The sequence below is a fragment of the Pseudomonadota bacterium genome (genome assembly GCA_039033415.1).
Lineage (GTDB): Bacteria > Pseudomonadota > Gammaproteobacteria > Xanthomonadales > SZUA-38 > JANQOZ01.
In genome coordinates this window covers 80,068-95,203 of sequence record JBCCCR010000010.1, presented here as the reverse complement: position 1 = coordinate 95,203, position 15,136 = coordinate 80,068, and the positions used below count along the sequence as shown (strand labels likewise).

Here is a 15,136-nt window from a genome sequence, read left to right as displayed (position 1 = left end):
CCAGCACACGCTACCAGAGAGCGAATCCACACTCCGGGACTACGGTGACTCGAGCTGAAGGGAGAAATCTGATTCGGGGCCTACCAGGCATGTTCAATCCATTCCCCTCGGTCCGCTGGACCGCGGCAGGCCCACAGTCGGCGGTCAGACGGGCTGGCGATAAAGACCCCGTTGGTTGCGGTATCCGTGCCGTCTTCATGGTATCGGTTGATGCTGTTGATGCCTTCGCTGCGGTCCGAAAACAACGTTCGTAGTGCGGTGGGGTTAATATTGCCGGCCTCTACAACGGCGGTGGCCTTGGCAAGTCGCTTTGCGCTGGTCTCGCTGGTGGGTTCACCCTGCCGCTCAATAAACTCTGGGGCTAGGCAATGATTGGTTCGCGTCACCGCTTGGTCGTCGGCTGTTCGGGCTACCGCAGCGTCCGGGCCGGCCTCCCACTCAACTTGCTGCTTGGGGTCAGCCAGCCAGAAGGTATGGGCGCCGGAGCGCGGGGCATCAAGGATGATCCGGGAGGCCTCTTCGACGCCGGGGCTCCGAATCGCGCGGTGCAGGACGTTGAGGTACCCCACTCCGGGCTTGGAACCATGCATCTTGATATTGGTGGTTCCCAGCGCCAGCCCTTCGCTGTTCATCCCGATCAACGTCAGGCATCCGGTGCAGGTCAGGCTCCAGGTTTCCGGTCCTTTGACGGGCTTTCGGTGCACGCCAACCACGTAGTCAACGTCTGTGGGGTTCAGGTCCCAGGTTTGGCCGGCGAGTCCCTTGCCGCTTTGGGTCAACCGCCCCGGCAGGAGCACGGCGGTGCATCCCTCAAGTTCAGGCGGGCTCGCCTCGCCGCGAGGCAATAGCAGGACGTCCCGCATGTCGGTGATGTTAGTTGCAATAAACAGGTCCAGCGAATCCACCTGCGCGCCGCGCGCGATGCCCTCGTGCTCAGTAGACGCCTCCGGGTCCCAATCAGCGAAAATCGCCTGAGAAGTCCGCCCGATCTCGCGCAGCGGCGTGATGTCGTCTCGGCCCAGTTCAGCGGCGTATTCTGATACCGCAGCGAATCGCACCGCAATAAACTGCTGGATCCGCTCGCGAAAATGTTCGCCCTGCTGCTCCCCTAGATCACGTGGATGACCCTGGACGGTCAGCTGCTCCAGTTCCCAGCGGGTCACGCCTTCATGGACCATGATGTTCTGTCTTCCGTGGGGCGTCGGGCCGTGCGGTCAGGAGCGAGGCCTGAAGGCTTTGATAACACTCTCGTCAGTTTCAAGACGCGGACCTTCAATGAGATCAATGCAGTAGGGTACCGCAGGAAAGACTGCGTCCAGACATTCGCGAATCGCCTTCGGACGACCCGGTAGATTGAGGATCAACGTGCTCCCGCGAATGCCGGCCGTCTGACGCGAAAGGATTGCGGTCGGCACGTATTGCAAGGACGTCGAGCGCATCAGCTCGCCGAAGCCAGGCAGCATTTTTTCGCAGACCGCTTCGGTGGCCTCCGGCGTGACGTCACGTGGTGCAGGGCCGGTGCCACCGGTTGTGACAACCAGACAGCACCCTTCCTTGTCGGCCATCTCGCTCATGGTTGCTTCGATCAGCGGCTGTTCGTCGGCAATCACGCGGTACACCGGCTCAAACTCGGTGATCAGGTATTCACGCAAGGTTTCCACCACGGACTTACCCGAGATGTCTTCGTAAACACCCGCCGTCGCGCGGTCAGACGCGGTGATGACACCGATGCGAATTGTGCTCATTTTTTGTTTCCTTAAATCTGATTGGCAAGCGTGTGGGTCTGGTTACTTTCCGAGACTGCTGAATTGAGCCGCGCAAGCCTGGTATTTCGGCACAGGTTAACCGACCCGGGGTGTCCGGACGGGGACCACCAAGGCAGCGGGCGTTACGGTATAACATCCCCCTGCGATTGCAATGGCGGCGAAAAAGATCAATCTTCGGGCCTCTCGGTGGGGTTTGCTATGCTTTTTTCTATCTCGAAACCGACTGTATCTGCCACGCACCATGCCCGAACCTGAGCGCCCACAGTTCAACCGCTGGAAAGTTGGCGATTTTCACTTCGACGCGAATAGCAATCGGCTTTTCGGCGCTGGGCGCGAGGTGTTGCTTGAGCCCAAGCCGGCGGCCTTGCTGGCTTACCTCTGCGAAAACGCCGGCCGCAGCATTGGGCGAGACGAACTGCTCAGCGCGGTATGGCATGGACAGATTGTGTCGGATAACTCGATCAACCGTGCCATCGTGCTGCTGCGCAAGGCCCTGAGGGACGACAGCAAGGCGCGGCGGTACATCGCTACCATCCCTAAACTTGGCTATCGCTTGATTGCTGAGGTAGTAGGCGTTGAGCAGCCTGCAACCCTCGCTCGAAGTGGTGGACTCATGAGGTTGTGGCGCCAGTTCGCTCTAGGCGGGACCGTCCTCGGATTGGCGCTGTGGATGGTCTTCTCCGGATCCAGGTCGACGTCACCAAAACCATTGGTCCGTGAGCTCGCGCCCTTATCCCGGCTCAGCGACAGCCAGTTCAACGCTCATCTCGCCAGCGACGGCAGGAGGCTGGCCTACACTGCAAGTGACGGGACGTGGGATGTGATCTTCCTGCTCTCTGGGGATAACGCGACGCCGCAGCCGATCAGCGCGCTGGCGGGCCACGCCAATTTTCCGACCTGGTCGCACAGCGGTGATTTTCTCGTATACCAATTTATGTCCGGTGACCGCTGCGAGATTCATCGGATTGCGCGTGATCAGTTCTCCGCGCGCGCTGCGGAGGTGATTTATCAGTGTTTGCCCGGAAGCTATTCGGAGCTGTCGCTCTCGCCGGACGACACCACGCTGTATTTCCTGGAGCGGCCGACGCCAGATGCGCCTTATGCTGTCTACAGCCTTGCGCTAGACCAGCAAAGCAAAAAGCGCCTCTCACAGCCCATGGTTTCCGGCTACGGCAATCACTTTGTTGACGTCCACCCGGAAAGCGGTGCGCTTCTGCTTCTCAGTGACCATGCGCCCGGCAAGACCTCGGTGTATGTCATAGACCCAGCCAGCGATAGCTTTACCTTGCGCCGACGCTTTTCGTACGGCCTGGACAGTGCAATCTGGAGCCACCGCGAAGGATTTATGGTTCATCCTTCTCGACACCCCTCTTACCAGCTGCTGGAATCGTCGCTGGACGGCGGGCCAGAGCAGGTTCTCGTGTCCGACAGTCGGCGCATCCGGAGCCCAAGGCGGATCGGTGTTCCGGGCGAGGCCAGCGGTGAGTATCTCTTCACCTCCTATCTTTACAACCGCGATATCCGGCTGCGAGGTATGGCCGATCCAACGGTGAGTTCTGCCGTCATGGATTACCTCCCCGCGCTCTCGCACCGCGGCGACCTGTTAGCATTCATTTCCAAGCGGTCGGGTGAGAGTCAGATCTGGCTTAAACATTTGGACGACGGCAGCCTGACGGCGATCGAGATGCCGGACGCGGGACGGCGTTTCTACGATCTGGCCTGGTCGTTTGATGACACCCGATTGCTGGCCAACACCAGCACCGGCGTGCTGGTTTACTCGCTGGCCGAGCGGGTCTACACGCACAACATCAGCCTTCCGCTGCCTGCCTATGCGGTGAGTTGGCATGATGAACAGACGCTCTCGCTAAGCCACTTCGAACAGGGCCGGTGGCGCGCCTATCGGCTGGCGCTTGACGGCGGCGATGAGCCATTGCCGCTGGATTCCCGCTGGGCGTTTACGCTCGGCAATGCGCGTCAGCAGCTGTGGCTTGATCAGTCGCTGCGTGTATTTCGCTCAAGCCAGGAGCTGACGGCGCTGAATCAGTGCGCCAGCCCGCTCTGGCGCTATCAGCTGCGCTATCGGCTCGATGGCGATGACCTTTACTGCCATGCCGTTGACGCCGACGGCGATCTGCTGCGGTTCGACGCAGCCATGAATAGTGAGCGACTCCCCGGTGTGGTCCATCGCTTCGAGTTTTTCAGTGCGCGCGCTGGATTGGTGGCCAGCACACATGTTGCCAGCTCTCATAGCGACATCATGCGAACGCGTAGCAAGAGAATGGAGTGAGATAGCTCGAGCCTGGCGGCCCAGGCTCGAGCCGGGTTGGAGCAACTACTGCCGGTTGGTCACCCGACCCCACGCGACGTTGGTAATCCGCCAACCGTCAGCCAACCGATAGAGCACAATGTTTTTTACGTAGGTGTTCTCCGGCGCCTCCGGCTGGTATCGATGCAGCGAGGTCACCACGGCCATATCGTTGTAGATATCAATATCCAGCAGATTATGAATGACGGCGTCAGCGCCTTTGCCGGTGTCGTTGTCGAGCGGCGGCGTGCCGTAAGAGTGTTGGCCGTCCTGGTCGATCCGGTGATAGAGCACCGAGTCGGAAATACATTGCGAGGAGTGTTCTTTGCCTCCGTGCAAATCCCATTGATAGAAACACTCCATGGCGGCTTTGATCTGTTCGCGATCAGTGTCCGCGTAGGCAGGTGCGATGAGGTAGAAGGCTAGGACAATGCAGGTAATCGTCTTCATGGTAACTCCCGGTTAGCGTTGAGTTTTGGGCGACCACGCCCGGTTGGTTGTCGACAGCATGTCGACCAGCACCCGGGCCAGCGGAGCGGCGGATGCCGGATTCTGACCCGTCAGTAGATTGCCGTCCCGAACCACCCAGGGCTGGTACGGCTCGGCTGCGCTGAAGTGCGCGGAAAGCTCGTTGAACTTGTCTTCGAGCAGAAAGGGATAGTTTTTCCGGGCCCATTCGCCCTCTTCTGCGTTGGATTTAGCCGTGAGTTTCTTCCCCCGCACCATCAGTACGCCGTTGCTCAGGCGCACGCCGGCAAAGGCGGCTGGGCCGTGACAGTCAGCGGCGACCGGCTTGCCTTCCTCAAACAACGCTGCCGTGATGCGATTCACTTCTGGATGGTCGTAGAGGTCGAACATCGGTCCGGCACCCCCGGGCACGTAGAGAGCCTGGTAATCCTGCGGTTGGATGACCTTAAGACTGAGCGGCTTGGTCAGCCGATCGGCAATAGAAACGCGGGTAAGTCGCTCTTCCTCGGACATCATGTCGCCGCCCGCCCCGATACCCTGGTTGCCTCCCGGCGTTGCAAAATCCACCGAGAAGCCGGCGTCGGTCAGGATCTTATAGGGCGTGACAACCTCTGGCAGCCAGTAACCTTCCGAATGGGCGGATAGGATAAAAAGGACGCTGGGTTTCTTGGTGGGTTCTGCCCGTACCTGAGATGCCAGAACGATAAGAACCAGGCCGAAAAAGAGGTTGCTGCTTGCCGAACGAAAGTTCATATGCCGCTCCAGACAGATCATTGCGGCAAAGCATGGACTCAGCCATTGCGGGCGTCGTTGGAAAATTGTGATTTTTGATGATGTATTGTGATGATCAACAAAAACGTTGAAGGGGTGGAGCACTTGTACCGGTGGCTGAGTCGGATTGTTGGCGGTTTGATCGTGTTGGTGCTGCTTGCTGCGGTGGGAATCTATTGGTTCGCAGGCTACGCGAACCGTTACCAGGCTTCTGGGGAGATGACCTTGCCGGCGCTGGACGCGCCGGTCACCGTGGTCCGAGACGGCAACGGCGTTCCCTACATACGCGCCAACTCCTTTCGTGACGTGATCCGTGCCCAGGAAAATGGCCAGGCGCGCCGCCCTTGGGCGGCTCTCGGAGCTATTCGGCGAAGCGACCTTGATCACCGACACCGACAGCCGCTTATTCGGCTTTCGTCGGATCGCCCAAGATCATTGGCCCGTCCTGAACGAGGAAAATCAGCAAACGTTGTCCGATTTTGTGGCCGGGCTGAACGCCTATATCAACCTGCACGCGGCGGACCACCCCTGGGAGCTGCGGTTAGTCGGAGCGCCGGCTGAACCGTGGTCCGAATTAGATCTTCTGACGGTGATGCTGTTTTTTGCCTGGGAAAACGGAGCCAACTTCTACGCGGAGATCGCCACCCAGAGCCTGGTCGAAGCCGTGGGCCCGGATCGCGCCGCGGAGATTGCGCCGCTGATGATCAACCCAGATGAGCAACAACTCAGCGGCGCATCCTCAGCGCGGTATGAAACGCTCGGTTTGCGGTTCGTGCCTATGGAAACGCTGAAGCCATTTCGACGGTTTGCCGGTATCGGAGGTTCCAACGCCTGGGCCATGAGTGGTGCGCGTTCGCCTGGCAGAGCCGCCGTTGTCGCCAACGATCCGCACGTGGACGTACGTAACCTGCCGGGTTTTTGGCATCCCGTGGGGTTGATCACGCCAGACTGGCGGGCGGTAGGGGTGAGTGCGGGTGTCCCAGGCATCAGCGCGGGCCGCAATGAGCGCCTGGCCTGGGGGGTCACCAACGGCTACGCGGACGTGGTTGATCTGTATGTAGAAACGCTCGACCCGAGTGATTCATCGCGGTACCTGGAAGGCGGCCAGTCTCTGCCGTTTCGCGAAATCCAGGAAACGATCAAAGTGAAAGGCGGTGATGACCAGGTGGTAACCGTGCGGTTCACCAGGCGTGGACCCGTGATTTCTGACCATGACTGGACGCCGTTCAGCGACAGGGTGATCACCGCTCGCTGGGCAGTCGCGGAGTATCCGCAGGCTGATCTTGGCCTGAAGGCAGCATCACAAGCCCAAAGTGTGGACGAAGCCGTTGAGGCATGGAGCCAGCATCGGATGTTCGGTTTCAGCATGGTTGTGGGTGATGTGGATGGACACACGGCGCGAGTGTCCACCGGTGCTGCTCCGATACGCCTTCGCGGTGACGGATCAGTCCCTTCGCTGGCGGACGGACAGGAGACGTGGGCGGGCCTGATTCCCGCGACCGAGATGCCTAGCGTTGTGGATCCCGACCAAGGCTGGGCCGGCAGTGCCAATCAATATGTCCAACCGACCGGTTTTCCCTATCCCTTCACTACCTACGCCTCCCCAAGCTGGCGCTATGAGCGCCTGCAGGAGCTGTTAAGCGGTACCGGCGTGCTCAGCGCTAAAGATCATTACGAGCTGCAGCACGACAACAAAAACGTTTTTGCTCAAAGCGTGGCGCCGATCATGGCGGCGGCGCTGGCAGAAGACGATATGACGGCGTCGCTGGGAGCAATCCTGAGCGGGTGGGATTACCGTGACGGGCTCGACAGCGCAGCGCCAACCGTATTTCAGGCGACCTACCGCCACTTTGCTCGAAGGGTGTTCAGCGACGATCTGGGTGATGCGACAGAGGGCGTGTTGAGCAACTGGTATCTCTGGCAACAGCGGCTGCATGCCATGGTGCTGGAAGGTGATGAGGCCTGGGGCTCATGGTTCGACGACGTGACCACCCCGCAGCGCGAAACCCGCGATGACCTGTTTCGGTTGGCGGGGCAGGACGCGCTTGCCGAGCTGACCGAGGCCTATGGCCCGGGAGCCGATACCTGGCGCTGGGGTGACGTGAGGTCCATGCGCCGAACCGGTCCACTGCGACTTGACGGGCTGCTGGGCAGGTTGACGGGCAATCAGGCGTATCCACAGCCGGGATCCGGTGAAACGCTCAATCGCGCGCTGTTTGATTTCTCCGAGCCGGGTTTTGACCCCCAGTGGTCCGTTTCCCTTCGCATGGTGGCGGACCTAGCTGATCCTAATAAGGTGCTGGCCGTCCTGCCCGGCGGGGTGGTTGGACGAACGCGCCATCCGCTTCTCGACAACCAGATCCCGGCTTTTCGTCAGGGCGAGCCAGCTTATCTATGGTTTTCGGACGCCATGATCGAGCAGCACACCGTCACCTCGCTCACCTTAAGCCCAGGAGGCCCGTAAAAGAACTCCGGTAGATTACTGGACCCTGACTTCCCTATCAGGCGGCTGCTAGCAGCGGACGGGGAGTCCCTGGCTGATAGCGGCGCGTTGCCAAGGCTTCGTCCACGATCCGTTTAAGGTTCTCGCGGAATGCCCTCGGAGAAAAGCTGGACGCGTGGGCTGCGATCGAATATGGATCAAACTGTAAAGCGTGCGTTTCGAACTGTTTGATAGCTTCCCGCAAGGATGCTGGGGTTTGCTCGTTGAAGAACACGCCGGTCGGAGCGTGGCCGCGCCCATCTGCCCCGGGCGATAGAGGCACAACGGTCTCCAGTGCGCCACCGGAACCGAAGGCGATAACGGGAGTGCCGCAGGACTGAGCTTCCACCGGCACGATGCCGAAGTCTTCCTCCGAGGGGAAAATGAAACCTTTCGCCCGGGACAGGTAGTCGCGCATTACCGCCGGCGGTTGGAATCCGAGGAAGGTGACGTTGGGTCCTGCAAGTGATTTCAGCTTCTCCATCTCCGGTCCGCCGCCGATCATAATTAGCTGCTTGTCGGGCAGGTCTTTGAAGGCGCGTACCGCCAGGTCGAGGCGCTTGAAGGGTACAAAACGCCCGGCCGCTACATAAAAGCCTGAGCGTTCGTCAGCGGGTTGGAACAGATCGGTATCCACCGGCGGAAACACCAGATCTGAGTCACGTCGATAGAACTTCTCAATTCTGGCCTGCACGAACCGAGAATTGGCGATGAATCGATCCACCGTATTGGCCGAGCGTACGTCCCAGTTGCGAATGCGATGAAGCTGCCAGCGCACAAACCAGGAAAGCGGACCTCTCTTGAGATTCAGCTCGTTCAGATACTCGTGATAGTGGTCCCAGGCATACCGCATGGGGGAATGGCAGTAGCTCACGTGGAGCTGATTGGGCCCGGTGAGCACGCCTTTGGCTACGCAGTAGCTGCTCGAGATGACCAGGTCGTAATCCGATAGATCAAACTGCTCAATGGCCAGCGGCATCAGAGGTAACAGCTTCCGATACATGCGGCGAACCCCCGGGATCTGTTGAAGAAAGCTGGTTTTGGGGGTTTTGCCACGCAGAAATCCACGCTGGTCTTCCGGTACTTTGTCGATAAGGCTAAACAGATCCGCTTCCGGGTAGGTATCCAGAATCTGTTCCAGGACGCGCTCCGCACCCCCGTAAACGACACACCAGTCGTGAACCACTGCAATTTTCATTATTTCATCCCTCGTTTCCTTTGAGCTCATTATAATGAAAATAATGAACTTTAAAAATGATACAAATGCAAACTAGGGTAACGTATTGATGAGGTTGGACGCAGCGTGGGACCAGCTGTATCTCCGTGCGTGCTGTTGCACGGCTGTGCGGCGTCGCTCGGGTCTCTCCTCCTGAAGCAGCCCGGCGATGGCGTTGGCGATCGACGCCGGTCGCGAGGGATCACAGTAGATGGCCGCGTCGCCACACACCTCGGGCATGGCCGAACAGTTGCTCACTATCACAGGGCAGCCGTGGGCCATCGCCTCCAGAGGTGGCAGGCCAAACCCTTCGTAGTAGGAAGGGAATACCAGACCGCTGGCGTGACGATAGAGCTTTTTTAAGACCGCGTCGGAAACGTAACCCAGATGATGGATCAGCTCGGGATTGAGCGAGACCGATGCAAAATGTCGCTGATCGAGTTGACCTACCATCACGCAAGGTGGTGCTTTTTCGCCAAGTTCCGCCAGTGCGGCCATGACGCCACCGATGTTCTTGTTCGGGCTGGAACTCGAAACCACCAGCAGGAAGGGTCCCTCGGGAAGCGACGCGTGCCGTTCTTCGCTGAGCTCGTCCAGGATGCCCTCGGCATGATCAACACCCAGCGGACACAGCACCGTTTTCCCAGGATCAAGCCCAATATGGCGAGCAAGCTCTCCGGCGGTAAACCGACTGTTCACCGCGATGCGATAGGCATTGCGGCTTTGGAGACGATATAGCCATCGATACCATGCCCGAAATGCGAAGGAGAAATTTTCCGGTATCGCAAACGGCTGGGCGTCGTGCAGAAAACTGATCTGTCGCCGCTTAAACACGGGACCGGTGTTGCAGAGATTGAGCAGCCAGTCGCCAGCGGTGCAAAGGGCCAGCGTCGTCTGCTCCCACATGTGGCCATTGCCCGGGCCAATCCGCACCAGCGGAAGGTTAGGCCAAGGTGAATCACACCGCACAGATCTGGGCGCGATGAGGCGGGGTCGCCAGCGACGGCCGTCAATGTGAAGGAGCCCCTCATGATCGACATAGTCGTGGGCGATCACCTCCAGTATTTCCCGCGCGACCCGCTCGACGCCGGTAACTGGGCGCCCAAGAAATCGGGCGTTGATCCAAAGTAAGGGTTCAGCAGACATGAGCAGGTTCCATTCGAGGGCGGCGGGGTGGCCGCGAACACAGATAACGAACCACCATGCCGCACACCAATGCGAACACAGCGTTCTCCACAATGTTGGTCATGCTCCCGTAAATGAGTGTGGCCATGACCAAGGCATAAACACGAAATTGTTCTGGGGATTCCAGAGGCCGAAGGCGCAGCGTCCGCGCCAGAATCAAGGCAAAGCCGGGAATGGCGGAGAGGCCGTAGACCACCATCCAATACATAAAAAGGTTGTCTCCCGCATTGAAGCGGGAGGACTCGAAGTAGGTCTGGCCGGTGCCGATACCACCTATCCCTCGGCCGAGCAGCAGGTTGCCGTCTCCGTGTAGAAGCTCCCATGCCTCTGGCCACATGCGATTGAGCCGGTCAAAAAAGGAAAAGGTAGCGCTGGCGAGCTTTGGATCGTTGAACTGGGAGTCAAACGTGAACAGCAGAGTGGAAAGCGGCAGCGCCAGTGCAAGCACGCCGAACAGGGCCGGCAGTACGCGCAACGGTGACTGGGGCAGTCGATGCTGTAGCAGGACGATCGGGGTCATGATCAGTGCCACCAACATGATGCCTTTGCTATTCGTGGGGTAAATCGCGGCAAGAGAAAGCCCCCAGATCAATACCCTCAGCGTAAAGCTCCGGCATGCCAGCACCATCAGCAGGGCCAGGAGTTGGATCTGAACTGCGGCGTCGAATGACGCCCGGGAAAAGCCCGCCAGGCGTTTATTGCCCCCACCCGCGTACCACTGGCGTGATCCGTCGACCTCAAGGTTTCCGACGGAGTAACCAAACCCTTCCCAGGGAAAGGTCACCACGACATTTGCCAATACACCGCCAGCTGCAATCAGCCAAAACCACCCGATGAACGGCGAAATGTTGCGCCAGCGGCGAAGTAGTACCGGGCCACAGCTGAGGCCGAACCAGAACGGAAGCAAGACATAGACTCCCATCGCTAACTGCACCGGCGAAAGGAACAGCAGACCGATGACCATGGCATGCACCGGGGCCAGCCACGCGATGAGTGTGAGCGCTGAGAAGCCCCGGGTATGGGGTTCGGCCGCCGTGTGCCATGCCACACACGCCAGCATCAGCAGGTTGGGGGCATAAATCAGCGGTGATAGGCCCGCCTGGGATAGTATCCAGCGAACAGGGCCAGCCGTGACGTTAAGGAGCAGGAAGGAGCCGGCCGCCAGCAAGATCAGCCCCTCCCTCGTGCGTACCTCAACTGGCCAGCCAATGAGCAGCATCAGGCGATTGCCGCAGTGGCACGGTCTGTGACGGTTTCGACAAACTCGACGTAGCTTCTCGCCCGATTCGGCGCTAGATACTGACGTGATTTGACGAGGGCGTTCTGTGCAAGCGCTCGACGCAGCTGGAGGTTGTCAAATATCTGGTGAAGTCGCGACGTAAGCGCGTCGACATCGCCAGCGGGAAATACGATTCCATTGGTGCCATGATCGATGGACTCTGGGATGCCGCCACGGTCAGAGCCTATGACGAGCGTGCCCTGAGAAAACGCCTCGAATACACCGTTACCCAATGCCTCCTGGCATTCGGTAGGGAATACGAGCACGTCCAAGGCCTTCAGGAAGCTGGCGGACTCAACAAAACCCTCATAGGTGACCGGCACCTCAGGGAACCGTGCCTTCAGATAACGAAGATAGTCTTCCTGGCCCCGGCCAGCGACCATGAGTTCAAAGGCTCGCCCCGTACGATGCAGGTTATGGCAAGCTTTCAGTAGCGTCTCGATGCCTTTGGGTTGTTCCACGCGTCCCAAAAATCCGAGCTTTAGCGGACCGTCCTTTCGGACTTCGGCGCGATCCGCGATCTTGATCTCCGGTCGCAAAGCGTTGTGGATGACCTTTGCCGGCAAGTTGCGGAATAAGCCATGATCCAGGTGCACATCCAGCACCGCCCGGCTGACTCCAATGACGCCACTCAGCGCTTCGGTATGCCGCCAGCGGCGAGGGGTCAGGAGACGGCAACCGTTGCAGCGTTCGCTGCGCATTCCACACTCCTTGCCGTTCTTAAACATGGTTGTGCGCGGACAGACCAGGCTGAAGTCGTGCAGCACGTGAATCACGGGAACTCCAAGGCGAGCCACCGCGGGAATTACCGCGGTCGAAAAGCCCTGGAGGTTTCGCGTTAGCACGACGTCTGGCTGCAGGCGTTGAACAAGCTTGGCCACGTTGGCGGCCATCATTCGGTTCTCCGTATCGAGGCTGTGCCAGAGGACGCGGGCAGGGCTCGGTCGCAAATTCTGATCGAAGGGCCAGTAGATATTGGCTAAAGGAAAACCGTGTACCTCAACCTTTCCGCTTGGATCGCCGACCGGCTTACCGATTCCTTTCGGCGGCTGAAGAGTGGCGACATGTAGCTGGTGACCCAGGTCGACCATCGCTTCAGAGATGGTTTTCAGCCCCATTTCGGCGCCGCCAACAACGTTGGGTGGGTAGAGAGAAGAAACATTTAGGATGCGCATGACGAACTCCTTTTCACGCGGATGTTTGAATGACAAAAAAAGCTGATGCAGCGAAGGACTTCGCTGAACCAAAGTGCGAACAGAACGCCATCAATGCCGAGCATCGCAGCGCCGAGCACGACGCTTGCTAGCTGGAATATGGCGGACAAACCCAGAATGTTGGCGTAAGCGGTTTTGGCGCCGCTGGCGAGGCAGTGAAGTTGGCCAGCCGCCCCCGCGCTGATTGCCAGAGCAACCCACAGACCGACGCCGATGAGCCAGCTTGGCTCCAGTGCTTGGGGAGCGCCCAGGGCCCACTGCAATAAGGGAAAACCGACTGCGGCGAGGCACCCGCCGGAAACGACGCCCGCCAGCGTCAGGCGCAGCACCCAGGTGCGCGCCCAGCGGGCGGCCTGATTTGAGTCACCAGCAAAGCGTCTGATCTGCACCGGCAGCAGCGCGCGTAAAAAGGGCTGCGCCAAACCTATCAGTGCGCGGGCAATCTTTTCGAGAGCTGCAAAGACGCCAACCACCGCATCAGCGCAAAAGAAGCCAAGCGCGACTACGCTGACGTTACCCGCGGCAGCGGTCAGCCATTCCGACGTGCTCAGATAGTTGATACTGCGACGCAGCCTTCGAATGCGGGCCAGCCAACGCCTTGCGCTTGGCGGAGGGCCGATCCGGAGCTTTCGGTGCAGCGCAACCTGGGCAAACAGGCCGGATAGCAGGGTCGCGCTACCTTGCAGCACTGCCGCCAACAGCACATCGTCTGGAGAGCGGATCAGCACGAAGATCAGCAGCACGCTGATTAGACGCCCCGTGATGCTGCAAATCGTAGTCAGCGTCATCACTTCCAGCCCCTGAAACAGCCAGGTGGGAAAAAGCCAGCCGCCGATCAGCATCAGCGAACTGGCGGCGACGAGGTCCCAGCGAAACCATCCTTCGTCGAGTAATGCGTAAAGCCCCAGCAAAACCAGACTGACCCCGACAATGCGCGCGATACGAAGGGCCTGATTGGCCCAGTAAAGTTCGGTGGCAAGATCCTGCTTTGTACCTTCACGCGCCAGCTGCGTGATGGTGACGGTGTTGACGCCTGCATCTACCGCAATCACTCCGAGCATGATCAGGCCGGCGGCCTTCGCTAAAGCACCGAACCCGTCCGCGCCGAGTGTCTGCATCAGGTAGGGCACCGTTAGCAGCGGTAACACGTAGCCGGTGAGTTGAAGCACGTAGAGTGCGCTGACGTTGCGCCGCACCGATTGACGGGTCGTGTTCATCAACTGGACACCTGCCGCCGGTTATTGAAGAACAGGAGTGTGGCGAGGAGCTCCTGCCATTGGTCCTCAAACCGCTCGCTTTGGCGCCGCCGCTCCATAACGTAGGCACTGGCGAGTACCCAGAAGAGGCAGCCGGAGCCGGTTCCAAGCAACGTCAGGATGGCAGCCACGGAGGTACGCGGCTTCGATTTGTCTTCCGGCGCAATGGCCCAGTCCAAGACCTGGAACAATGACATATCCCGCGTGACGTCAATCTTGCCGAGCTCGCCGAACCGGCCGACTACAAGGACGATGGACTCCCAGTATTCAACTTCCCGCTGGCGTTGGCCGTGTAGCTGCAGCGCGTCTGGTGCTCCGCCCAGCTCGATCAGCGCCCGACCCTCGGTGGAACCGAGGCCACCCTTCATCGACTCAAGCTCTTCTCGCAGGTGACTGAGTTCGCGCTTGTAAAGCTGCACATCCGGATTGGCTTCGGTCGTGTAGCTGGCCATGGTTCGTAGCTGGATTTCCCGTGCGGCGATTTGTGCCTGAATCTCTGCGGCTGCCTGCACAATCGCCTGATCCTGCCCATTGAGCCTGGTAAACCCGGTCTGCTTTTCCACGGATGACAAAGCCATATCGGCCTGGTCCAGCCTGGCCCGGGCGCGCGTCAGAGCGTTGTCGTAAAAGTCGCTGCGGCGTTGGGCCTGCTGTTGCGCAAGCTCCGCCGAAAAGGCGTAAAACTGGCGGACGTACGCGTTCGCAATCTCAGCCGCTCGTTCCGGATCCAGGTCCTCAACGCTGATCGAAACGATGCCGTCTTTGCCGGCGCGAATCGTGGTGGAGCCCCCAAGTTTCTGGCGCAGGTCATGCGACTTGGCCATCCCGTAATGCTCGGCGAGCGACTGGTTATCAATTACCGCGTCCATGATCGTGCGACTCTTAAGAACGCCTACAAACAGGTCCGTGGGATTTTTCAATGTCAGCGCGCTGTTGCCGAGCTGGCTTTCGCCGCCGAGCTGGTTCTGCATGCCCGAAACCGTGTTTTCGTTGTATTGCGGCGGCAGGATCCGTGCGGTTGCGGTGTAAACCGGGTCGACCAATTTGCAGTAGATGACCGCGACAATAGCGGCCGCCAGCGGCAGGCCAGCCAACAGTGGCAGGCGCCTTGCTAACACCAGCAGCAGCGGCATAACGCTGAGTTCCGGTGCATTTTCCGCGGGCTGCGAATGCGTCAGTGCGGGGGGAGACATG

At 59.5% G+C, this 15,136-nt stretch carries 12 protein-coding genes; 2 read left to right on the top strand and 10 right to left on the bottom strand.

Annotated elements, in window-relative coordinates; translation table 11 throughout:
• Window positions 1-80: 80 nt before the first annotated feature.
• Together AAF358_10105 and mog are read right to left on the bottom strand one after the other, a co-directional pair.
• Window positions 81-1,178: a C45 family peptidase gene (locus tag AAF358_10105; protein MEM7705894.1), complete on the bottom strand. Its 1,098-nt coding sequence runs from the start codon at window positions 1,176-1,178 to the stop codon at window positions 81-83.
• 36 nt (window positions 1,179-1,214) lie between these two features.
• On the bottom strand, window positions 1,215-1,745 hold the full coding sequence (gene mog, locus AAF358_10100) for a molybdopterin adenylyltransferase (GenBank protein MEM7705893.1): 531 nt from the start codon (window positions 1,743-1,745) through the stop codon (window positions 1,215-1,217).
• A 262-nt stretch (window positions 1,746-2,007) separates the two neighbouring features.
• On the opposite strand from mog, the gene AAF358_10095 reads away from it, so the two are divergent.
• On the top strand, window positions 2,008-4,053 hold the full coding sequence (locus AAF358_10095; protein ID MEM7705892.1) for a winged helix-turn-helix domain-containing protein: 2,046 nt from the start codon (window positions 2,008-2,010) through the stop codon (window positions 4,051-4,053).
• Between the two features lie 45 nt (window positions 4,054-4,098).
• Here AAF358_10095 and AAF358_10090 read toward each other — a convergent pair whose 3' ends face one another.
• On the bottom strand, window positions 4,099-4,521 hold the full coding sequence (locus tag AAF358_10090; protein ID MEM7705891.1) for a hypothetical protein: 423 nt from the start codon (window positions 4,519-4,521) through the stop codon (window positions 4,099-4,101).
• A gap of 12 nt (window positions 4,522-4,533) precedes the next feature.
• On the bottom strand, window positions 4,534-5,292 hold the full coding sequence (locus tag AAF358_10085) for a type 1 glutamine amidotransferase domain-containing protein (GenBank protein ID MEM7705890.1): 759 nt from the start codon (window positions 5,290-5,292) through the stop codon (window positions 4,534-4,536).
• A gap of 343 nt (window positions 5,293-5,635) precedes the next feature.
• On the opposite strand from AAF358_10085, the gene AAF358_10080 reads away from it, so the two are divergent.
• A complete protein-coding gene (locus AAF358_10080; protein ID MEM7705889.1) occupies window positions 5,636-7,774 on the top strand; it encodes a penicillin acylase family protein in 2,139 nt (712 codons plus the stop codon).
• A 37-nt stretch (window positions 7,775-7,811) separates the two neighbouring features.
• Here AAF358_10080 and AAF358_10075 read toward each other — a convergent pair whose 3' ends face one another.
• The 6 genes from AAF358_10075 to AAF358_10050 all read right to left on the bottom strand — a co-directional run bounded on the left by AAF358_10075 (window position 7,812) and on the right by AAF358_10050 (window position 15,135).
• A complete protein-coding gene (locus tag AAF358_10075) occupies window positions 7,812-8,990 on the bottom strand; it encodes a glycosyltransferase family 4 protein (protein MEM7705888.1) in 1,179 nt (392 codons plus the stop codon).
• 72 nt (window positions 8,991-9,062) lie between these two features.
• Window positions 9,063-10,154, bottom strand: a complete 1,092-nt coding sequence (locus AAF358_10070) for a glycosyltransferase family 1 protein (GenBank protein MEM7705887.1) — start codon at window positions 10,152-10,154, stop codon at window positions 9,063-9,065.
• Complete coding sequence (locus AAF358_10065; GenBank protein MEM7705886.1) at window positions 10,144-11,361, bottom strand: hypothetical protein; 1,218 nt, start codon at window positions 11,359-11,361, stop codon at window positions 10,144-10,146. Before AAF358_10065 ends, AAF358_10070 begins: the two co-directional genes overlap by 11 nt.
• Window positions 11,362-11,411: 50 nt before the next feature.
• On the bottom strand, window positions 11,412-12,647 hold the full coding sequence (locus tag AAF358_10060; protein MEM7705885.1) for a glycosyltransferase: 1,236 nt from the start codon (window positions 12,645-12,647) through the stop codon (window positions 11,412-11,414).
• Window positions 12,635-13,903, bottom strand: a complete 1,269-nt coding sequence (locus AAF358_10055) for an oligosaccharide flippase family protein (GenBank protein ID MEM7705884.1) — start codon at window positions 13,901-13,903, stop codon at window positions 12,635-12,637. Before AAF358_10055 ends, AAF358_10060 begins: the two co-directional genes overlap by 13 nt.
• Window positions 13,903-15,135 carry a Wzz/FepE/Etk N-terminal domain-containing protein gene (locus AAF358_10050; GenBank protein MEM7705883.1) on the bottom strand — a complete coding sequence of 411 codons (1,233 nt, stop codon included), beginning with the start codon at window positions 15,133-15,135 and terminating at the stop codon, window positions 13,903-13,905. Before AAF358_10050 ends, AAF358_10055 begins: the two co-directional genes overlap by 1 nt.
• Window position 15,136 lies beyond the last annotated feature (1 nt).